The sequence below is a fragment of the Ruegeria sp. CE9 genome, from assembly GCF_056537425.1.
On sequence record NZ_JBQFRO010000001.1, the window covers coordinates 217145 to 238443 of the forward strand.

Consider the following 21299-nt stretch of genomic DNA (forward strand, 5'->3'; position numbering starts at 1 on the left):
GATTTTTCGATCTTTGCCCAAATCAGGCAGTCAGAGCATCGCCTTATCAATAGGTTGGGTTGGCTGAGGGGCAGTGCCACAGGCCGTCATCTGGCGTAGGTCGATTTCGATCATGCGGCAGATGGACGAGATTGGAACATCAGTGACATCACCCTCAAACGGATCCTCCATCGAGGCGCTGACGCGTTCTGTTACGAAGAAAATCCAGCACACCAACGCGCCGATTGGGGCAAAGACCATCCAGTCGAGCACGACCGCTTTTACCACGGGAAAACCCATGCCTGCTGTGAACGACCGCTGATCGTTCAGGGCCAGCGGCAGCATAAAGATGAAAATATAGCTGAAGATCCTGCCAACCTCGGCCACTTGCCTAGGGAAAGGGGTGTTCTTGATGCGCTCGCTTTGGCCTTGCGCATCCGTAAACCGCGCCAGCCTGTTCATCAGCGCCACGTGCCAGTAGGGATCGATCTTGCCGGATTGGGCGAGGGCTGACAGACGTTCACCTTGCAGAAACATCAGGTACGCAGCGCGGTTGGATTTACCCTCTAGCCGCGGCAGATCAGCTTCAAGCTGGCTGCTGCGCCAGCACTCAGGATCCTGATGCAACGCGATTTTGTCTGAGACGGGCTTGTGCCCGAACATCCACGGGCGGCGGGATCGCCCGTTGGTGGTGGGCTGACGCAGCTGAAAGGCCAGCATGTTCAGCCACGCAATATGGCGCTCCAACAGCTCGCGGCGGGTTTCGGGATCAAGCGGTGTTCCATCCGTCTGCACCAGATTGCTGATCGTATTTCCCCAGTCGCGGCTCGCATTCACCATATCGCCCCAGATTTTCCGCGCATCAACCCAGCGCCCATAGGCCGAAGTGTTTTTGAAACCCAGAAAAAACGCCACCGCCAGACCCAGCATCGTGACCGGGGGGCTTGAGTTCGAGATCAGCTCTAACGGGGTGACTTCATCGATCAGCTCCAACAGGAATATCCAGGCCATGACGATGCAAATGAACCCGGCAGAGCCTTTGACCAGTTGCCGAAGTGTGATGCCGTGATGGAGTATCATGTGGTGCGCACCCGTCGTAGATTATGCCGCTTTCGCAAATACTAGCGACCTGATCTTTGGTGCGTCTACGTGTTGGGTGCAGCAAGTTGCGGACTGGGGTCACAAAAACACAAAGCCCCACACAAGGCGGGGCTTTGTTGAATTTGGTTTGGATGGCGGGATTAGTGCGCGTGGCCCTTGTCCCAGTCTTCCTGCTTGGGCAGCTGCTCGAACGTGTGTTCAGGCGGCGGGGTGGGCAGGGTCCATTCCAGCGTATCCGCGTATTCGTTCCACGGGTTCGGACGGGTCTCTTTCGCGCCACGCAGAAGGGCGTAGATCACGATGCCGAAGAACAGCAGGAACGAAGCGAATGAGATGAACGCACCGATCGAAGAAACAAAGTTCCACTGCGCGAACGCTTCGGGATAGTCGATGTAGCGGCGTGGCATGCCCTGACGTCCCAGGAAGTGCTGCGGGAAGAAGGTCAGGTTGGCGCCGATGAAGAACAGCCAGAAGTGAACCTTGCCCCAGAACTCTGAATACTGACGGCCCGTCATCTTCGAGAAGTAGAAGTACACGCCAGCGAAGATCGCGAAGACGGCACCCAAGCTCATCACATAGTGGAAGTGTGCCACGACGTAGTAGGTGTCGTGATAGGCACGGTCCACGCCGGCCTGCGACAGCACAACGCCGGTCACACCACCAACGGTGAACAGGAACAGGAAGCCGAAGGCGAACAGCATCGGGGTTTTGAACTCGATCGAACCGCCCCACATGGTCGCGATCCACGAGAAGACCTTAACACCGGTCGGAACCGCGATGACCATCGTGGCCAGCATGAAGTAGGCCTGCTGGCGCAGCGACATGCCAACTGTGTACATGTGATGCGCCCATACGACGAAGCCCAGCACACCGATCGCGATGATCGCCCAGACCATCGGCAGGTAGCCGAAGATTGGTTTACGCGCGAAGGTCGCAATCACGTGGCTGATGATGCCAAAGCCGGGCAGGATCACAATGTACACTTCCGGGTGGCCAAAGAACCAAAGGATGTGCTGATACAGGATCGGATCGCCGCCACCGGCCGGATCAAAGAAGGTGAAGCCGAAGTTGCGGTCCATCAGCAGCATGGTGATCGCGCCTGCCAGAACCGGCAGCGACAGCAGAATCAGCCACGAAGTGACGAAGATCGACCAGCTGAACAGAGGCACCTTGAACAGTGTCATGCCCGGGGCACGCATATTCAGGAAGGTGGTGATCATGTTGATCGCGCCGAGGATCGAGGAGGCGCCCGATACGTGCACGGCAAAGATCGCAAGGTCCATGGACATACCGCCCTCGGTCGTCGACAGCGGTGGATAAAGAACCCAGCCAACGCCCGAACCAAGCTGATCGTTACCGCCCGGAGACAGCAGCGAAGCAACACCCAGAGAGGTACCAGCGACATACAGCCAGAAGGACAGGTTGTTCATCCGCGGGAACGCCATATCCGGCGCACCGATCTGCAACGGCATGAAATAGTTACCAAATCCGCCGAACAGGGCCGGAATGACCACGAAGAACATCATCAGAACACCGTGATAGGTGATCATCACGTTCCACAGGTGTCCGTTTGGTGTACAAGGGTCGGCCATGAACCCTTCGAGGCACATGTACTGCACACCGGGGTGCATCAGTTCGAGCCGCATATAGACGGTCATCAGAACCGAGATCAGACCGGCGAGTGCCGAGAAGATCAGGTACAGAATCCCGATATCTTTGTGGTTGGTCGACATGAACCAACGGGTAAAGAAACCGCGCTGGTCTTCATGATCGTGACCATGAATGGCTGCGTCTGCCATTTAGGTGCCTCCTGTTGCAACTACACCGCGCAGTCGGACCTCTCCAACGCGCGGGATTCCTGCTGGTTTTAGTTTGCCAAGGGGCGACCTTCAATGGTCGAGTTTGATCTGGATCAAGATTAATTGTCGCGGGCAGGTGGGCCTGCGCGTTTATTTGATCCTGGATGCGATGGATTTGGGTGTTCCGTCCCTGAATTCAAGTGGCGCTGGGGGAATCCCGCTTGACCGAAACGGCAGCGCGGCTCAGAACAACGGAAAGTTCCAATACCGGAGGCCCGAGATGACCGCCTATGACCCCGAAAACGTCTTTGCCAAGATACTGCGCGGGGAAATCCCGTCGAACCGCGTCTATGAAGACGATGACACGATTGCCCTGATGGATATCATGCCCCGGGCCGACGGTCATCTGCTTGTCATCCCGAAAACACCCTGCCGCAATATGCTGGATGCCACGCCTGAACAACTGACGGCGGTGATGGCGACCGTGCAAAAGATGGCACATGCCGTGAAAGCCGCCTTTGACGCAGACGGCGTTACCATTCAGCAATTCAACGAAGCGGCAGGGGGGCAGGAGGTGTTTCACCTTCATGTCCACGTTCTGCCGCGCCACGAAGGCATCTCGTTGCGTCCGCCGGGCAAGATGGGAGATTTCGACCTAATCGCTCAGCATGCCGACAAAATCCGCGCTGCATTGAGCTAAGCCCGAAAGGGTTTAGCGGCGATTTCGCTGGAGAAGCAGCAAGGGGTCCCGCTTGTGCTTTAAGGCTGATTTGAATGCAAAACGGAGGCCCTAGAACGAGAATTGCCGTTCCGATATGGGGTCGGAACGGCAGACTCGTAACCAAACACTTTCACGGATTTCGCAGGGCAGCCCTGAGATCACCGGTTAACACACCACTCACTCATGAACGGTCTCTACATACTATGTGGTCAGATGGCGTTTGTAAGGAGAGGATGTGAAAAATCCCTGAATTTGACGCGAATTGGGGCAATTCAATGGAAATTTACACGATTTTTTCGAAACAGAGCGCCCTAAATTTCGGCATTGTCGTTCTGCCATTCTGGGCAGATCGCCCAGAATACGTGGAATCACCTATGCACTAGACGCCTTCGGTCGCGAAGACCTTATCAAAGGTCTTTTTTAAAGCGACATCGACGTCATCCATGGTCACCGGCAGGCCAAGATCGACCAAAGACGTAACCCCGTGTTCCTGAATGCCGCAAGGCACGATACCTGTGAAATGAGACAGGTCCGGTTCGACATTTATAGAGATGCCGTGAAAGCTGATCCATTTCCGCAGGCGAATGCCGATGGCCGCGATCTTGTCTTCTGCTGGCTGGCCTTTGATCGTCAGCGGCAAGTCCTGCCGCTGGACCCAAACACCCACGCGACCGTCGCGGATTTCTCCGGTCACATTGAACTCGGCTAGCGCCGCGATCACCCATTCTTCCAGTTGTTTTACAAAGCGGCGCACATCATGGCCGCGTTTGCCGACATCCAGCATGACGTAGACCACGCGCTGTCCGGGCCCGTGATAGGTATACTGACCACCACGCTTGCTTTCATAGACTGGAAAGCGATCGGGGTCAGTCAAATATTCTCGCTTCGCAGACGTGCCGGCTGTGTAAAGCGGCGGATGTTCCAGCAGCCAGATACATTCATCGGCCTCACCCGTCGCAATCGCAGCGACACGCGCCTCCATGAAGGCGGTGGCCTCGTCATAGTCAATCAGCTGATCTGTGGTCTTCCATTCCATGCGCGTTCCTTAGCCCGTCTGCGGGGTAGGGGAAAGGGGTCAGGCGGCCTCGGCCAAGCAGCGTTGCAGGACCTGGGCATAGGTGTCAGCCCCTTGTGCACCGGTCAGCAGGTATTTTCCGCCAAACACCATCGAAGGCACGCCTGAAATACCCCTGCTGGTCCAGAATTGTTGTTTCTCACGCACCAGCTGGACATGCGCACCTGTTTCAAGCGCCTGATGTGCCGCATTCGGGTTCAGCCCTACGGCCTCGACTGTGCTCAGCAATACATCAGTGTCCGAGACATCTTGCTGCTTGGTGAAATAGGCGTCGAACAAAGCCAGTTTCAACGGATGCTGACGCCCCTGCGCCTCGGCCCAGTCCAGCAGTTGATGCGCGGCGAAGGTGTTCACAATTCGACTGTCATCGCTGAAATTGAAAGTAAATCCAAGTTCGGCCCCTAATCCGGTCAACCGCTCGCGCGCCTGCTGGCTTTGTTCGGGCGTCGAGCCGTATTTCTCGGCAATATGCTCGCGCAAATTCTGCCCTTCGGCCCCCATATTGGGGTTCAGCTCGAACGGATGCCAGCGCAATTGAGCCAGCACATTTTCTTGCTTCAATGCTGCATCGAGCTGGCGGTATCCAACAATACACCAGGGGCAGACCACATCGGAAACGACATCGATCTGTACGGTGGGGCGGGGATTGGGCGAGGGCATGGGGTGCTCCTGAAACTTCGGCGAGTCACGTTTAGATATGACAGCGCCAAAGGAATTCAATCGGCTGTGTTTTTGCCTCTTCACATCGCCCGGTTCAGCGTCTATACGCCCCTCTACCAAGTCATTGGCAGTGCGGTCGTGGCGGAATTGGTAGACGCGCAGCGTTGAGGTCGCTGTGGGGTAACACCCGTGGAAGTTCGAGTCTTCTCGACCGCACCAACATCCTGAAAATCGAAGCAGGTCATCATCAGTTTAAACGCGCGCCTTGTTCGTCGAAGCGGTAAGTGCGGTCTTTGGTGTAGCCAAACCGGATGGGGTGGCCTGCGTTGACCTGGTGTTGGCCGAATAGGCGCGCGGTGATTTGGTGGTCTTGCATCATGGCGATCACGTTGGTGTCTCCGCCCAAATGTTCGACATGGGTTACGTTTGCGGTCAGTGGGCCGTCATCCGCCAGCTGTAGGTCTTCGGGTCGGATGCCCAGGGTGGTATCCGCGCTTTCTCCGATCAGGCTGGCTGGAAAGAAGTTCATTGAGGGCGCGCCGAGGAAACCTGCAACGAACTGATTGGCGGGATTATTGTATAGTTCCATCGGGCTGCCGACCTGTTCAACCCGCCCGTCGCGCAGGACGACAATCTTGTCGGCAAGTGTCATCGCCTCGGTCTGGTCGTGGGTGACGTAGATCATCGAAGCATCGAGTTGCTGATGCAGGTTTGCGATTTCCAGCCGCGTGTTCATACGCAGAGCGGCGTCCAGATTGGACAAAGGCTCGTCGAACAGGAACAGTTTGGGTTCGCGCACGATGGCGCGGCCGATGGCGACACGTTGGCGTTGGCCGCCGGACAATTCCGAGGGGTAACGGTTGATATAGGGCTCAAGGTTCAGCATCTTGCTGGCCTTGTTGACCCGTTCTTCGATGACCTGCTTGCTCTGACCTTCCTGTTTCAGCGCCAGTGACATGTTTTTGCGCACATTCAGGTGGGGATAGAGTGCATAGCTCTGAAATACCATCGCGATGCCGCGTTTGGAGGGCGGGGTTAGGTTCATCAGCTCTCCGCCAATGCGCACCTCGCCCGAGGTCACATCCTCCAACCCCGCGATCACGCGCAAAAGGGTGGATTTGCCGCAACCCGAGGGGCCGACAAAGACCACGAATTCTCCGTCTTCCACATCGATGTTGATGTCTTTGAGGACTTCGACAGAGCCGAAGGATTTGTTCACGTTCGTAAGCGTCAGGGCGGTCATTTGGATGCCTCTTTCAGCGAAATGGGTTGGCCGGTGCGGATGCTTTCATCTGCAGCGAGGCAGACGGCGAGCGATTGCACGGCGTCGTTCATGTGACGGGTCAGGTCGATACCCTCTGCAATAGCGCGCAGCATATAGGCTTGTTCGGTGTCGCAGAGCTCCTGATGGCCGGGTTCATCGGGCATGTCGATTGTCTGATCGCCGTCCGGGCGGTGTACCAGAATGCCGCCGACCTTGGTGTGGCCGTCGATATCGGCGGATGCGCCCTTGTTGCCATCGGTGATCGAGACTGAGCCGTTGGGCGAGACGATGTCTTTTACGAAAAACGCTGTCTCGGACATCATCGGGCCCCAACCGGCTTCGTACCAACCGACGGAGCCATCCTCGAAGACCACCTGAAACTGGCCGTAATTGTACATGTCTTCGGCGATCTCATCGCTCAGACGCAGGCCCATGCCGTGGACTCGCACGGGGTCGGAGTCGGTGATCTGGCACATCACGTCGACATAATGAACGCCGCAATCGACAATGGGCGAGGTGGTCTGCATCAGGGCCTTATGCGTTTCCCACTCGGCCCCGCTGCTTTGCTGGTTGAGATTCAGTCGGAAGACATATGGCCCGCCCAAGCCGCGTGCTTCGGAAATCAGGCGCATCCAAGAGGGGTGGTGGCGCAGGATATAGCCGATGACCAGTTTGCGGTTGGTTTCAAAAGCCTTTGCGACGACGCGTTTGGCATCCGCCACAGTGGTCGCTAGAGGTTTTTCGACAAATACATGCGTCCCAGCTTCCATCGCGGCGCAGGCGAAATCGGCGTGGCTGTCGGAGTAGGTGGCCACGACCACCAGATCGGGCTTGGTCTCGGCCAGAGCGGTGTGAAAATCCGAATAGGCCGGATAGATCGACAGATCTGGATGATCCACGCGACCGGATCGGTTCACTAACCCAACAATCTGCGCGTCCGGGTGATGATGGTGGGCCAAAGCGTGACTCAGCCCCATATTGCCAAGGCCGGCGATCAGAACTTTGGTCATTTGACAGCTCCTGAAGTGATGCCGCGGATCAACTGACGTGAGAAGATGACATAGAGCACCAGCACCGGCAGGATCGCCATGCTGAGCGCCGACAGAACCGCGTTCCAGTCGGTGACGAACTGGCCGATAAAGACCTGGCTGCCCAGTGTTAGGGTTTTAGTTTCCTCGGCCGGGGCAAGAATCAGCGGGAACCAGAGGTCGTTCCAGATGGGGATCATGTTGAACACGGCGACCGTTGCCATGGCGGGGCGGACGAGCGGTAGGACCAATCGGAAGAAGATGGTGTATTCGGACAGCCCATCGACGCGGCCTGCGTTCTTCAGGTCGTCCGAGACCTGCCGCATGAATTCTGACAGGATGAACACGGCTAGGGGCAGGCCCTGTGCGGTATAGACAAGGATTAGTGCCCACAAGGTGTTCACCAACCCGGTCGCAACCATCATCTCAAGTATCGCAACAGTGCCGATGCGGATCGGGATCATGATCCCAAGCGCCAGATAGAGGCCCATCAGGGTGTTGCCCTTGAACTTGTACTCGCTCAGCGCAAAGGCGGCCATGGCGCCGAACAGCAGGACGAAGGCCAGCGACACCACGGTCACGATCAGCGAGTTCTGGAAATAAAGGAAGAAGTCCCCTTGTTTCATCACCGTCTGGTACCCGATCAGCGAGAAGCTTTCGGCATCGGGCAGGGCGAGTGGCTCGCGGAAAATCGAGCGTCGGGTTTTGAAGCTGTTGATGATGATCACGAAGACCGGGAAGAGGGCAATCAACGTGTAGAGGATCAGCGCCCCGTGCATGGCGGCCGTGTTCAGCGGGTTATGGCGTGCTTTGTTCATGCGTTCACCCTCACAGCTGATACCGTCGCATCCGGGTCTGGATGCCGAAGAGGTAGATGCAGACACCCACAAGGATGATCGCGAACATGGCGCCAGCGATGGCGGAGCCCATATGCGGGTCGCCCAGTTGCAGTTGGAAGCCAAAGAAGGTGCGGTACATGAAGGTGCCGAGGATATCGGTCGAGAAATCCGGCCCCGCCAGCGCGCCTTGCGATACGTAGATCAGGTCGAAGGCGTTGAAATTGCCGACAAAAGTCAGGATGGAAATGATGCCGATCGAAGGGATGATCAACGGCAGTTTGATCTTCCAGAACGCCGAAGCGCCGGTGATGCCGTCTATTTCTCCGGCCTCAAGGATTTCTTCGGGGATCGACAGAAGGGCGGCATAGATCAACATCATCGGGATGCCGACGAATTGCCAGACCGAGACAAGTGCCAGTGTTGTCAGCGCGTATTCTTCCTTGCCCAGCCAGGGCGCAAACAGCGACTTCAGACCAACGGCGTCCAGCATCGAAGGTGCAATGCCCCAAAGCGGGGACAAGATTAGTTTCCACGCGAAGCCGACAATGACAAAGCTCAGAATGGTCGGAATGAAAATCGCGGACCGGTAGAGCGCCGCAAACCGCAGGCGGGGATGCGAAAGTAGTGCAGCGAGTGCGATGCCAATCGGGTTCTGCACCAGCATGTGGATCAGGAAGAACCAGAAGTTGTTGCCCAAAGCGTTCCAGAACTGCTCGGACCAGATTGGATCGAAGAACAGGGTGCGGAAATTCTGCAGGCCCACGTAGATACGTGTCTGATCAACCTCGGTGAACAGTGCGAGGCGCAGCGTGTTGAACAAGGGGAAGATCATCACTGCCGTGTAGACCAGCACCGCAGGGGCGAGGAAAACGGCAATGTGCCAGCGTATGCGGCGGGTCTGCATGGGAATCTCCAGGGAAAAAGGTCCGGACGCGACGCGGTGGCCGCGTCCGGTGTGAGTGACCTAGGTGTTACTGATGCGGTGCGTACCAGCTGGCCAGACCGTCTTGCAGCTGCTGACCCAGCGCTTCGGGTGTCTCGGCACCCTTGATGGCGGCAACGGACGCGCCCCAGGTCGCGTTTTCAAGGTTAGGCTCACCGCGCGACAGGATTTGGTAGGTCGAACGGATTGTCGTTTCGCAATCACCGCGCCAGCTTACAAATTCCTTGGCAAGCGGATCTTCCAACTCAACCGGTTCATTCGACAATGGGAAGAAACCAGGCAAGGCGTTGCCGAAGATATTGGCGAACTCTGGCGACGCAACCCATGCGAGGAATGCCCGTGCGGCTTCGGGGTTTTCTGAAGCCGCATTCATACCGATACCGATATCGGTGTGGTCCGAAATATAGCAGGTGTCACCCGCATTCTGAACCGGCGGCTTGAAGGCACCCATTTCAAAATCAGCCAATGTGTTAAAGCCGGAGATTTCCCAGCTACCGGCCGGATAGACTGCTGCGCGACCTAGTGTGAACAGGTTTTGGCTGTCGGGATAGGTTTGCGCTTCGTATCCGTCGCCCAGATAGTCTGCCCATTTGGCCAGAGTCGCGTAGGGCGCGACCCACTGTTCATCAGTCAGCTTTTGTGAGCCTTCAATTAGGGCAAGACGACCTTCCTCACCCTTCCAATAGTTTGGGCCAATGTTGTTGTAACCCATTGTTGCGGCTTCCCACTGGTCGTTGGTGCCCATCGCCATTGGGATATAGGTACCGTCTTCCTTGATCTTGTCGAGGGCGGCAAAGAACTCTGCCTCGGTGGCCGGAACCTCGATGCCCAACTCGTTGAACGCATCTTTGTTGTAGATGAAACCGTGGATCACAGATGCCATCGGAACACAGAATGTCGCCGAGCCGTCGTCTGTTTGCCAGGCTGCTTTCGCAACATCAGAGAAGTTGGACATGGCGTCCAGATCAGACAGGTCAGACAAATGTCCACTTTCGTACAGCCCCAGAGAGCGGTCGAATGGGCGACAGGTAATTATGTCGCCAGCTGAACCCGCTTCGAGCTTGGCGTTAAGCGCCGCATCATATTCGGTTGGGGCGAAGGGCGAAAAAACCAACTTAATACCGGGATGTTCGGCCTCGAATGCCGGAATGATCTTTTCCTGCCACAAGGCCAGATCGTCATTGCGCCAGCTTTCGATCGTCAGCGTGGCGTCTTGCGCGTAGGCACTTGTGACCAGCGCCGTGCTCATCAAAGCAAGACTTAGAACTTTGCGTTTCATTTTGTATCTCCCAGGTTGATAGTTTCTTTGTTTTTGAGCTTCTCCAGCGCGGGGCGAAGGTGATCGTTGGTCTCGCGCAGCGCAGCTTGCGCTTGGTCCAAAGACTGCGCGCCGGTGGCCAAAAGAGCGGCGCACTTGAGGTCCCCGTTTGCCGAGATCAATGCCGATGCTGCCTGTTCAACATCAACGCCGGTCAGTTGGCAAACGATCCCATTGGCGCGGGCGCGCAGCTTGTCGTTGTCGGCGCGCAAGTTGATCATCATACCGTCCTGGATATGGCCCAACTCCATCGCCATAAGTGTCGACAGCATGTTCAGAGCAATTTTCTGAGCCGTCCCTGCGCCCATTCGGGTTGAGCCCGATATCAGTTCCGGCGGTGTGGGCAAAAGGATCGGGTGATCGGACAGTCTCAGCAACTCGGAATCGCGATTGTTCGCAATGCCGATGATTGCAGCCCCTTGCTGGCGCGCGTAGCGGGCCGCCGCGACCGTATAAGGGGTGGTTCCGCTGGCTGATACAGCGATCAGGGTATCGGCGGGTGCCAGATCGGCCAATTCGTCGGCAAGACCGTCTGTAGCGTCTTCGGTATCACCTAGCATTTCAGTGCCGGTCGGCAAACCGCCTGCCATATGAATGCGAATCTGATCTGAGGGGATCGAAAATGTCCCACCAAGTTCGAGCGCATCCGAAGCTGCCATCAAGCCGGATGAACCTGCTGCAACATAGCGAAGCGTGCCGCCAGAGCGGATAGTTTGCGCCATCGCCTTCGCGCCAGCGCATATCGCAGGCAGTGCGGTGAGGGGGGCAGTTGCGGCTTCGGATTGGGAGCCTGCCAGCAGCTCGGCAACTTCCGCCAGCGGTCGGGTGTCAAGCCCGATCGCCTTTTGATGCAGTTGTTCCGTTACTGGCGTGGCCACGTGATTCTCCCCCGAGATTTCGAATATCATACCTTTTAGATACCATTAGTCTACCATTTTATTTATCTGTCGATATGTTTCAGTGTTTTATCGATATGCGTGCGGTTTGGTCATTATTAGGTCTTCAAAATTGGAAATAGGTATTATAAAGGTATCTGCATGAGTCGCCTTACCGATACCATTGTTCTGGCCGCTGATGGCGGCGGCACGCGCTGCCGTATCGCTGTTTCCGATGGCTCCCGCGTTCAGCAGGTTGAGGTCGGGGCGGCGAATGTGTCGACTGATTTCAGCGCTGCCTGCGCTGAATTGAGGCAAGGGATCTCCGTTTTGGCAGAGCGTATCGGATTGGAGGCAAGCCAGCTGAACAGTACACCCGCCTATCTCGGGCTTGCAGGTGTCACTGGTAAAGCTTTGGCAGGGCGGTTGGCAGCAGAACTGCCGTTTGATCACGCGCGCATCGAAGATGACCGCCCCTCGGCATTGCGCGGTGCGCTTGGGCCTAAAGATGGGTTTGTTGCCCATTGTGGCACCGGCTCTTTTCTGGCGGCCCAGAGGAGGGATCAAAGTTTGTTTGCCGGGGGTTGGGGGCCGGTGCTTGGTGATCAGGCCTCGGCACAATGGGTTGGGAGGCGTGCGTTGGCTTGCACGCTCGACTGTGTCGATGGCCTTCGATCCATGTCTGAAATGACGAATGTGTTGTTGTCACGTTTTGATGGTGCGGCGGGCATCGTGCGGGTGGCATCCGGGATGTCGCCGACCGAGTTTGGTGCGCTGGCACCCTTGGTGACTCAACACGCTGCGCAAGGGGATGCAGTTGCGGTCTCGATCTTGGAATCCGGTGCGCAGTATCTGGTGGATCAGTTGGAGGCAATGGGATGGATACCCGGCCTCCCGGTTTGCCTGACCGGAGGCATCGGTCCGCAGTATGCGACTTATCTTCCAGAGTTCATGCAGCAAGACCTGACCAAACCGCTGGGGGATCCGCTGACCGGAGCAATCGCGCTGGCTCACGTGTTTCAGGAGGATATCGAACATGAGCGTTGCTGACTTCCTGAAACCCGAGGGGTGGTTGGGTCAAACTGCCGGTCCGCGCTATGTGCAACTGCGCCATCGGTTGGAGCAGGGGATTGAAGAAGGCATTCTGGCCCCGAACAGCTCGCTCCCACCGGAACGCGAGATCGCTGAACTGACAGATTTGTCGCGCGTCACTGTCCGCAAGGCCATTCAGGAACTGGTGCGCAAGGGGGCGATCGAACAGCGACAGGGGTCAGGCTCATTCGTGCGTCAGCCCGTTGCGCGGGTTGAGCAATCGCTTTCGCATCTCACCTCGTTTACCGAGGATATGGAGCGCCGTGGGTACGAAACAACTTCAACCTGGTTGGAACGGGGGATATTCCTGCCATCGCCGGATGAGATGTTGGCGCTTGGCCTGTCAGCCAATGACCAAGTTGCGCGTATCCACCGATTGCGCGCTGCCGGAGGGCGACCCATGGCCCTGGAGCGCGCAGCATTGCCGTTGGATATTTTGCCAAATCCTACTGAAGTCACCGGGTCTTTGTATGCGGTCCTCGAACAATCAGGAAACCGTCCGGTCCGTGCGATTCAGAAGATCTCGGCGATCAATCTCGAAGCGGCTGAGGCCGGTTTGCTGAACGTGGCCGAAGGGACGGCAGGGCTGAGTATCCAGCGGACATCATATCTTGAAAGCGGGCGTGTTGCTGAACTGACCCGATCCATCTATCTCGGCGATGCCTACGACTTTGTGGCAGAGCTGCGGCTGTCAACCTGAAAGGTGTAGTTCATGCTCCCTGAAACAACACAAATGCGGCGGGAAATCAATGAGATACCTGCCGCTGTAGAGCGTCTCCTCACTGAAGGTGGCACGGCGATTGCCAAGACTGCAACCGCCATCCGTGACCACGATCCCAGCTTTCTGATCTCGGTCGCGCGGGGGTCGTCGGACCATGCTTGCAGTTATCTGAAATATGCGTCCGAATTGCTTTTGGGTCTGCCGATGGCCTCGGTCGGGCCAAGCGTGAAGTCGATCTACGGGGTGGATCTGTGCTGCCCCGGCACGCTGTGTATTTCGGTGTCACAGTCCGGTCAAAGCCCCGATATTGTTAAACTGACTAAGTCACTGACCGAAGGTGGTGCTTATTCGGTTGCAATCACGAATGATTCGACCTCGGCATTGGCTGGCGTTGCATCGTCTGCACTACCGATACATGCAGGGCCCGAGCTGAGCGTGGCAGCTACCAAGACCTTCGTGACCTCGCTGGTCACCGGGCTTTGGCTATTGGCCGAGGTCAAGCGTGACGATGCCTTGCTGCGCGCCATCCATAAGCTGCCAGCCTCCTTGGCGCAGGCGATCACTTGTGATTGGGGTGCAGTTGTTGAGGCCGTTGATGGGCAGTCGCTGTTTACGCTGGGTCGCGGAACAACTTGGGCGATTTCGAATGAGGCGGCGCTGAAGTTCAAGGAAACCTGTCAGATCCACGCAGAAAGCTATTCTTCGGCAGAGGTGCTGCATGGTCCGGTGTCTATCGTCGATCAGGGCTTTCCGGTGATTGCGTTTTCGTCGGGAGATGCAGCGGAATCCAACATCGCTGAGGTCGCCGACGCACTTGCAGGCAAGGGGGCAAAGGTGTTTGCAACAACCGATCAGGTGTCGAAAGCCGTCTCGCTGCCGCATGTGCGCACGTCGCACTGGATGACAGACCCGGTGGCCGCGATCGCATCCTTTTATGGAATGGTCGAAACGGTCGCCACACGCCGAGGCATCAACCCGGATGCTCCACGTCACCTCAGGAAAGTAACGGAAACGGTATGACCCGAGCATCGATCACCTTCGCGGGCGGGCCGATCTTTGACGGCGACAACGTGCATGAGGGGCATGCTGCGCGGTTCGTCGGTGGAAAGCTGGAATCCGTTTTGCGCGACGATCAGTTGCCTTCAGACGAAGTGGTTGAGGACCTGTCGGGCGATATTCTCAGCCCAGGTTACGTCGATTTGCAGGTCAACGGCGGTGGAGGTGTCATGTTCAATGACGACCCATCGGTCGAAACTTTACGGCGGATCGCCGCAGCGCATCGCCAACTAGGATCAACATCGATCCTGCCGACACTGATCACGGACACGCCGGAAAAGACGACAGCGGCCATCTTAGCCGCGAAGCACGCCATTCAGAACGGCGTTCAGGGGATTATCGGCCTGCACCTTGAGGGGCCGCATCTATCCGTGCGGCGCAAGGGGGCGCATGATGCTGCTCTAATCCGGCCCATGGAAGAGGCCGATCTGGAGCAGTTGTTAGATGCGGCTAGAGCCTTACCAGCTTTGATGGTTACGCTTGCGCCCGAGAGTGTCACAACCGCTCAGGCCGAAACTCTTGCAAAGGCTGGAGTAGTTGTTTCGCTCGGGCACAGTGATGCCGAATTCGAAACCTGCGTGGCCTACGCAAAGGCGGGCGCGCAGTGTGCAACACACCTTTTCAACGCCATGAGCCAACTCGGCAATCGTGAGCCGGGCCTTGTTGGCGCGGCGCTGGCAAGTGGGGAAATGTCCGCCGGGCTGATTGCAGATGCGATCCACGTTCACCCACAAACCATGCGTGCAGCCTTCGCCGCCAAGCAAGGACCAGGGCGCTTGTTCCTGGTCAGTGACGCGATGGCCGTCGCGGGGACAGAATTGACCGAATTCCAATTGGAAGGCCGCATTATCCAGCGTGAAAACGGCAGGTTGACCCTGCAGAATGGTACGCTGGCCGGGGCCGATCTTGATCTGACGACGGCGTTGAGCGTTTTAACAAAGCAAGTTGGCGTTTCATTGCCAGACGCATTGGCGGCGGCGACGCGCATTCCCGCACGGATCATTTCTCAGAATTCGATTTCACACCTGAACCAGCTAACACAGGCCATTCGAATATCTCCGGATTTGTTGCAGGCACGCCCTGTTGTTGCGGACTGACCTCCATCGGTGGCGATCTCAATGCTTCATACATTTCGCATCTCGTCGTAGCTGTGGCGGTTGTATAAGAGATTAAGCGAATATGGATTGGGAATATCTTGATGCTTCAAGCGATGGGCAATAACGGCTTTAGGGCGACAGCCCGGACCATTCCATGAAGCGGATGCCCGGCGTATTCATTGGTCAACGCAAGGATCGGATGGGCGCACGTCTTCTGATGATTCTGACCTGCATCCGGCTGGCCGAAGATTTCGGAACCGACTACCGCGTGAACTGGTTTCCGCAAGGCGCTGACGCGCCGGAGCTGGATCAGCCTGAGGAATTGTTCACCTCTGACTGGATGGACGCACATTTCCTTGAACAATCCGAATTCGACGCGCTGGGCGCGACGGCTCTGCCGATTTGGGCATTCCAGAACGATTCATCGCCGCAGCGGCTGTTGGACCATTTGGCGTCGGGCCGGTCGGTTCTGGTTGAAGAGGGCTTTGAGGTGCTGGCATTCCCATGGGAAGATATCGAAGCCATCCGCCCGCGCTATCGCGACTTTATCCGCAGCGTTGGTTTTGTGGAAGAGATTCACCAGATCATGGATCGCGCCGATCAGAAGCTTTCGGGGCAGGGGGTATCGGCCTATCACATCCGACGCGGAGATATCCTGAACGGTTTGCCGTGGAAGCACTCGACTTGGCCTGCAAAGATCGAACCGGAGGAGTTTTATGAGGCGCATCTGGAGAAATCCAAGGACCAGACGGCGATCATGTTCTCTGATCAGCCCGAGTTGATTGCCCGCTTCAAACAGCGGTTTCCGCAGCTCATGCAAATGTCGGATATCGCCGATCTGTCCAGCTTGCCTCGAGCGCAACGGGATTTTCTTGAACTTTATGCGATGTCGCGTGCCGAACAGGTCATCGCGCCTTACATTTCTGCGTTCTCAATGGCGGCGGCCCGGATATCCGGCCAACAGCGCAAAGTGTTTCGCGATGTGCTGACCGAAGATGAGCTGCAAGTGGCCAATGAACGGGTCATCGAACGGGTCGCACAGGGGCCATCTGCGTTTCTGAACCCCTCGGAAGCGGCGCACATCTATTCTAAGGCCGCACAATACCTGTCAGCGCAGGACCGCTGTGAAGAGGCGTATGAGAGCGCAAAGCCGATTCTGGAAGCTGGGGCTGACAATGCCTTTATGCCGCTGCTGCAATCCTTGAATTGCTTCTATTTAGACAAGTGGCAGGAAAGTGAGGCGCTTGCAAAGCAAGGGTTAGAGAACCCGCATCTCTGGCCTGAGGATTACGCTGTCATGTGCGCCTTGCGCGGGGCCATTCTGGGTGTTCAGGGCAAACGTTGGGCTGCAACCCGACATTTTGCAAAAGCGTTTTGGGCCAAGCCGTTGCGACCTGACGTTATGGTGCTTGGGTCCAGAATGCTCTATCGGTCCCATCTGGCGCACAGATTGCTGCCTCCGGTTGATTGGTCTCTACAGAGGGCTGTCCGGCAACGCCGTTTTCCGCCGTTCAATAACCTATATCTGGTGCAGCACAAGGTGGTGTCCTGGCGGCCCTGCAACTTCGATTTCGTTCTGCTGGATTGGGCTGATCTGGCACTTGATCAACGTGCAAGGCGGTTGTTCGATCAGCGCAAAAGGCTTGAGGCATTGAGTGTGGCTTTGGATGATCTGCCCGACGTTTCGGCAGATGACCCGCGTTTGCTGAGCGCGCAGGTGATGCTGCAGAGACATCTAGGCGAAATTTCCAGCGCCCAAGCGATCGATAACGTCCGGCATATCGTGGCAGACGTGCCAGAGAGCACTTTGTATCAAAAACGGCTGGCCGAGCTGTATGAAGCAGAAGGTGACTTCAAGGCCGCCCAAAAAACGATGGCCGAGGCGTTGGCTTGTGACCCGGAAAGCCCGTTTCTTTTGTTTGCAATGGGCCGATTGCTTGAACGGACGGGTCAAGCCGGGAAGGGTGAGAAGCTAATCTTGGAAGCAGCCGATCAAGATGAAATCACAGTCGCCATTCAGGGTGCGGCGGGTCAGATTCAGTTGCGTCGCGGAAACAAGAACAAAGCTCGCCCGTATCTAGAGAAAGCGCGTGATCTTTATCCGCCCTACAAGCGGTTTACCAATCAGTTGAACAGGCTTTCAGGGCAGGGGTGATCTTAGTCCAACGCAATCTCTTGCCGCAGTTTACCGGTTGTCTTGTCAAATATCATGATCCTGTTGTCTTCGGTCACGACCGCGTACCAGTTGCTGCCGATGGTCAATGCCTGCGCCCTTGCACCATCGGGTAATTCGATCTGATCAGGCAGCCTCGGGGTGCGATCCGATAGACGGATGACAATCAGGGCGAATGTCACTAGAACCCCGCCAATCATTACCGCGGTCAGCAACATGACCATGCGCCGCAGCAATCGAAGCTGAGGCGTTTCCAGCGGTTCCTGAGGTTCGGAAGGGACAGTCATGGGCACCCGCCTGATAGAGTTTCATATCGCGGCCTCACCGCCGCCCCGCCTTGATAAGGCGCTTGCGCGGGATGTGCCAGCGGAAGAGAACCTATCGCGTACCCGGCTCGCCCGACTGATCAGTGACGGGGCCGTGACCGTTGATGGAATTTCGGTTGAGGACGCCAAGGCTAAGGTTTCCGAAGGCGCGCTGGTTGGAATTACTGTGGCCGAGGCCGAAGATAGCCATATCGGGCCCGCGGATATCCCATTAGAGGTCGTCTATGAGGACGACGATCTGATCGTGATCAACAAACCAGCAGGGATGGTCGTGCATCCGGCGCCGGGCTCGCCGAACGGGACACTGGTCAATGCGCTGCTGCATCATTGCGGGGATGATCTCTCGGGTGTGGGGGGCGTCAAGCGCCCGGGCATCGTGCACCGGATCGACAAGGAAACCAGCGGGTTGCTGGTTGTGGCGAAATCGGATGCGGCGCATCACGGGCTGGCTGCCCAGTTCGAGGCGCATAGCGTCGAGCGCTACTATCGCGCGATCTGCTATGGTGTGCCGGATGCCAATGACCCTCGGTTGCGCGGGATCAAGGGCGTTAGCTTTGAGCCCGGCAACATCATGCGCCTTACGACTCAACTGGCGCGGCACAAGACGGATCGGCAAAAGCAGGCCGTGCTGTTTCACGGAGGCCGTCATGCTGTGACACGGGCACGGATTGTCGAAGTTTTTGGAACGCCCGGCGGTCTGTCCTTGATCGAATGCTGGCTTGAGACGGGCAGGACACACCAGATCCGTGTCCATATGGCCCACGCTGGCCATGGTCTGGTTGGCGATCCGGTTTATGGCGGCAAACGCAAGCTGGCGGCGCGCGCCTTTACAACCGAGGCGGCAGAAGCGGTGCAGGCTTTCCCACGACAAGCCCTGCATGCCGCCGTACTTGGGTTCGAACACCCAGTCACAGGCGAGGCGCTACGCTTTGAGGCGCCGCTGCCGCAGGATATGGCTGAGCTATTGGAAAATCTAAGAAAACCGTTGAAATAATCTGCAAAGGCTTGTGAATATGGCCTTTTCAGCTTTCCTTTACATATGGTTAATTTCAGACTGTTATTAGATCCTCTTGAATGTACCGGGTCAGGTACCCATATCCCATGTTAAGGGCTTAAACATTTGTCCAAGGGGCAGAAATAAATGGCAAATTACTCAAATCTTCCGGCGCCGTCTCCTGAAGGGGGGCTGAACCGCTATATGCAAGAGATTCGCAAGTTTCCTCTGCTGGAGCCAGAAGAGGAATATATGCTGGCCAAGCGTTGGGTCGAGGAACAGGATACCGAGGCCGCGCATAAAATGGTCACGTCGCATCTGCGTCTGGCGGCCAAGATCGCTATGGGGTATCGCGGCTATGGTCTTCCGCAAGCCGAGGTGATTTCCGAGGCCAATGTGGGCCTAATGCAAGCGGTCAAGAAGTTCGACCCTGAAAAGGGTTTCCGTCTGGCGACCTATGCCATGTGGTGGATCCGCGCCTCGATCCAGGAATATGTCCTTCGGTCGTGGTCGATGGTGAAACTGGGTACAACATCGGCGCAGAAAAAGCTGTTCTTCAACCTGCGTAAAGCAAAGGCACGCATTGGCGCGCTGGAAGAGGGTGATCTGCGTCCCGAAAACGTCGCCAAGATCGCAGAAGATCTCGGCGTGACCGAAGAAGAAGTCATCAGCATGAACCGCCGGATGTCCGGTGGCGATGCCTCGCTGAACGCGACCGTTGGGTCCGAGGGCGAAGGTACGATGCAATGGCAGGATTGGCTGGAAGACGAAGATGCCGACCAGGCAGGCGACTATGAGGCGCGTGATGAGCTTGAAGCCCGTCGTGAGCTGCTGGCCGCTGCGCTGGACGTGCTGAATGATCGTGAGAAAGACATTCTGACCCAACGCCGCCTGATGGATCAGGCCGTGACGTTGGAAGAACTCAGCACACAGTACAATGTCAGCCGCGAACGCATTCGCCAGATCGAAGTGCGCGCTTTTGAAAAGCTGCAAAAGAAGATGCGAGAGCTTGCGCGCGAAAAGGGAATGCTGGGATCAACCTGACCCCAGCCAATCATCAGCCCGCCAAATGAGCGGGCTGATTTTTTATGCGAAAATGAAGTCCGACTCGGACAGGTGGCTTGCCCAGACACCCGATAGATAGATGCTGTCGCCTTCGTCCAGTTCGATCTTGGTGCCGAAGAACTTGCCGTCGATATCGTCCTCGATGTCTTCAAAGCTTGTGATGCCATCGTACTCGGACAGATCGATCTTGTCCTTGCCGACGCGGAAATCGACAATCCAGTCGTGGCCGTCGCCGTCCTCGAAAACGAACATGTCTTTACCACGACCGCCGAAGAGCTTGTCGTTGCCCTCACCACCGTCGATGATGTCTTTCCCGCGACCGCCGAAGATTTTATCGTGGCCTTCGTCACCGCGCAATATATCCTTCCCGCGCCCGCCAAAGATGATGTCATTTCCGACGCCTCCAAGCGCCACATCATTGCCCGAGCCGGTTTTGATCACATCATTACCGCCATCGCCGAGAACAAAATCATTCCCACGTCCAGTATAGATGAATTCATCATTGCTATCGCCCAGGATGAAATCGGTATTCTTCTTTCCGAGAATACCTGTCACGGACACCGGCAACAGAACCCCATCGAGCACATGAATAATACCGTTCGAGGCCTCGACGTCGAATGCGATCAAGCCTGGATCGGCAATGCCAGGGTCTGCATCACCCAGACTTGGTGGATCGCTTTCAAGGTTCAGCTCGACTGATGGCCCAAGCAGTGTGGGGATTTCGGCACCATCCCCGAGGCTGATCACCGTGGCGCTGTCGAACTCGCCATCAACTACGTGGTATTGCAGAATATTGGTCAGCAAAGGTAGAGGGTCGCCGCCGCCAAGCAGCGTAAGCGCTTTGACGATGTGACCCAAAGCCCCGGCTTCGTCTGCGCCATGATAGCCAAGGGTCTGCGCCAGAGTGATAAACGCAGCGTCGGCTGGGGCAAAAACCGTCAGGGCAGCCTCCGGGTCATTCAGTGCGTCTGCCAACCCGGCCAAGATGACCGCTTCGCGCAGGATGTCGAAATCTTGGTTGTCGTTGTCAAACGTCCCAGGGGCACCGCTTTGCAGTACCCTTTCAGTAATCGTGTGTGTTGCTGGCATTTCGGTATACCTCCCACCCTGTATGCCTTGGTTTTGGACAGAGCGAATGCACCTGCCCGCTGATAGTTTGGCTACGCAGGGAAC

General features: G+C 56.8%; 20 protein-coding genes and 1 tRNA gene. 9 read left to right on the forward strand and 12 right to left on the reverse strand.

Annotated elements, in window-relative coordinates:
* Positions 1–30 precede the first annotated feature (30 nt).
* Both ACR0B3_RS01120 and ctaD read right to left on the reverse strand, forming a co-directional pair.
* Positions 31–1059 carry a bestrophin family protein gene (locus ACR0B3_RS01120; protein ID WP_480807497.1) on the reverse strand — a complete coding sequence of 343 codons (1029 nt, stop codon included), beginning with the start codon at positions 1057–1059 and terminating at the stop codon, positions 31–33.
* A 161-nt stretch (positions 1060–1220) separates the two neighbouring features.
* On the reverse strand, positions 1221–2879 hold the full coding sequence (gene ctaD, locus ACR0B3_RS01125; RefSeq protein WP_170683003.1) for a cytochrome c oxidase subunit I: 1659 nt from the start codon (positions 2877–2879) through the stop codon (positions 1221–1223).
* Positions 2880–3159: 280 nt separating this feature from the next.
* Between ctaD and ACR0B3_RS01130 the strand changes: the two genes are divergently transcribed.
* Complete coding sequence (locus ACR0B3_RS01130; protein WP_480807498.1) at positions 3160–3579, forward strand: HIT family protein; 420 nt, start codon at positions 3160–3162, stop codon at positions 3577–3579.
* A 400-nt stretch (positions 3580–3979) separates the two neighbouring features.
* On the opposite strand, the gene lipB is transcribed toward ACR0B3_RS01130, so the two are convergent.
* Positions 3980–4636, reverse strand: a complete 657-nt coding sequence (lipB, locus tag ACR0B3_RS01135) for a lipoyl(octanoyl) transferase LipB (RefSeq protein ID WP_480807499.1) — start codon at positions 4634–4636, stop codon at positions 3980–3982.
* Positions 4637–4675: 39 nt separating this feature from the next.
* A complete protein-coding gene (locus ACR0B3_RS01140) occupies positions 4676–5335 on the reverse strand; it encodes a DsbA family oxidoreductase (RefSeq protein ID WP_480807500.1) in 660 nt (219 codons plus the stop codon).
* 132 nt (positions 5336–5467) lie between these two features.
* Here ACR0B3_RS01140 and ACR0B3_RS01145 point away from each other — a divergent pair.
* Positions 5468–5554: transfer RNA gene (locus ACR0B3_RS01145), tRNA-Leu, on the forward strand.
* A gap of 28 nt (positions 5555–5582) precedes the next feature.
* Here ACR0B3_RS01145 and ACR0B3_RS01150 read toward each other — a convergent pair.
* The 6 genes from ACR0B3_RS01150 to ACR0B3_RS01175 all read right to left on the reverse strand — a co-directional run bounded on the left by ACR0B3_RS01150 (position 5583) and on the right by ACR0B3_RS01175 (position 11605).
* Positions 5583–6578, reverse strand: coding sequence for an ABC transporter ATP-binding protein (locus ACR0B3_RS01150; protein ID WP_480807501.1), 996 nt, complete (start codon positions 6576–6578; stop codon positions 5583–5585).
* Positions 6575–7609 (reverse strand): Gfo/Idh/MocA family protein, encoded by a 1035-nt coding sequence (locus tag ACR0B3_RS01155; protein WP_480807502.1) that lies wholly within the window; start codon positions 7607–7609, stop codon positions 6575–6577. The genes ACR0B3_RS01150 and ACR0B3_RS01155 overlap by 4 nt, the downstream gene beginning before the upstream one ends.
* Positions 7606–8445 (reverse strand): carbohydrate ABC transporter permease, encoded by an 840-nt coding sequence (locus ACR0B3_RS01160; RefSeq protein ID WP_170393445.1) that lies wholly within the window; start codon positions 8443–8445, stop codon positions 7606–7608. Before ACR0B3_RS01160 ends, ACR0B3_RS01155 begins: the two co-directional genes overlap by 4 nt.
* Positions 8446–8455: 10 nt before the next feature.
* The gene (locus ACR0B3_RS01165) at positions 8456–9370 is read right to left on the reverse strand and encodes a carbohydrate ABC transporter permease (protein ID WP_039534942.1); all 915 of its coding nucleotides are present in this window, start codon (positions 9368–9370) and stop codon (positions 8456–8458) included.
* 67 nt (positions 9371–9437) lie between these two features.
* Positions 9438–10688 (reverse strand): ABC transporter substrate-binding protein, encoded by a 1251-nt coding sequence (locus tag ACR0B3_RS01170; RefSeq protein WP_480807503.1) that lies wholly within the window; start codon positions 10686–10688, stop codon positions 9438–9440.
* A complete protein-coding gene (locus tag ACR0B3_RS01175; protein WP_480807504.1) occupies positions 10685–11605 on the reverse strand; it encodes an N-acetylmuramic acid 6-phosphate etherase in 921 nt (306 codons plus the stop codon). The genes ACR0B3_RS01170 and ACR0B3_RS01175 overlap by 4 nt, the downstream gene beginning before the upstream one ends.
* Before the next feature lie 159 nt (positions 11606–11764).
* On the opposite strand from ACR0B3_RS01175, the gene ACR0B3_RS01180 reads away from it, so the two are divergent.
* The 5 genes from ACR0B3_RS01180 to ACR0B3_RS01200 all read left to right on the forward strand — a co-directional run bounded on the left by ACR0B3_RS01180 (position 11765) and on the right by ACR0B3_RS01200 (position 17723).
* Positions 11765–12652 carry a glucosamine kinase nucleotide-binding domain-containing protein gene (locus ACR0B3_RS01180; RefSeq protein WP_480807505.1) on the forward strand — a complete coding sequence of 296 codons (888 nt, stop codon included), beginning with the start codon at positions 11765–11767 and terminating at the stop codon, positions 12650–12652.
* Positions 12639–13394 carry a GntR family transcriptional regulator gene (locus tag ACR0B3_RS01185; RefSeq protein WP_480807506.1) on the forward strand — a complete coding sequence of 252 codons (756 nt, stop codon included), beginning with the start codon at positions 12639–12641 and terminating at the stop codon, positions 13392–13394. The genes ACR0B3_RS01180 and ACR0B3_RS01185 overlap by 14 nt, the downstream gene beginning before the upstream one ends.
* 12 nt (positions 13395–13406) lie before the next feature.
* The gene (locus tag ACR0B3_RS01190) at positions 13407–14435 is read left to right on the forward strand and encodes an SIS domain-containing protein (protein WP_480807507.1); all 1029 of its coding nucleotides are present in this window, start codon (positions 13407–13409) and stop codon (positions 14433–14435) included.
* A complete protein-coding gene (gene nagA, locus ACR0B3_RS01195) occupies positions 14432–15568 on the forward strand; it encodes an N-acetylglucosamine-6-phosphate deacetylase (protein ID WP_480807508.1) in 1137 nt (378 codons plus the stop codon). The genes ACR0B3_RS01190 and nagA overlap by 4 nt, the downstream gene beginning before the upstream one ends.
* A 154-nt stretch (positions 15569–15722) precedes the next feature.
* Positions 15723–17723: a tetratricopeptide repeat protein gene (locus tag ACR0B3_RS01200; RefSeq protein ID WP_480807509.1), complete on the forward strand. Its 2001-nt coding sequence runs from the start codon at positions 15723–15725 to the stop codon at positions 17721–17723.
* Positions 17724–17725: 2 nt separating this feature from the next.
* Here ACR0B3_RS01200 and ACR0B3_RS01205 read toward each other — a convergent pair whose 3' ends face one another.
* Positions 17726–18028 (reverse strand): DUF6476 family protein, encoded by a 303-nt coding sequence (locus ACR0B3_RS01205; protein WP_170719703.1) that lies wholly within the window; start codon positions 18026–18028, stop codon positions 17726–17728.
* Here ACR0B3_RS01205 and ACR0B3_RS01210 point away from each other — a divergent pair.
* Together ACR0B3_RS01210 and rpoH are read left to right on the forward strand one after the other, a co-directional pair.
* On the forward strand, positions 18027–19061 hold the full coding sequence (locus ACR0B3_RS01210; RefSeq protein ID WP_480807510.1) for an RluA family pseudouridine synthase: 1035 nt from the start codon (positions 18027–18029) through the stop codon (positions 19059–19061). The genes ACR0B3_RS01205 and ACR0B3_RS01210 overlap by 2 nt on opposite strands.
* 147 nt (positions 19062–19208) lie before the next feature.
* Entirely contained in the window at positions 19209–20105 is an 897-nt protein-coding gene (gene rpoH, locus ACR0B3_RS01215) for an RNA polymerase sigma factor RpoH (protein ID WP_480807511.1), read from the forward strand.
* Between the two features lie 42 nt (positions 20106–20147).
* Here rpoH and ACR0B3_RS01220 read toward each other — a convergent pair whose 3' ends face one another.
* The gene (locus ACR0B3_RS01220) at positions 20148–21215 is read right to left on the reverse strand and encodes a fasciclin domain-containing protein (RefSeq protein WP_480807512.1); all 1068 of its coding nucleotides are present in this window, start codon (positions 21213–21215) and stop codon (positions 20148–20150) included.
* Between the last annotated feature and the right edge of the window lie 84 nt (positions 21216–21299).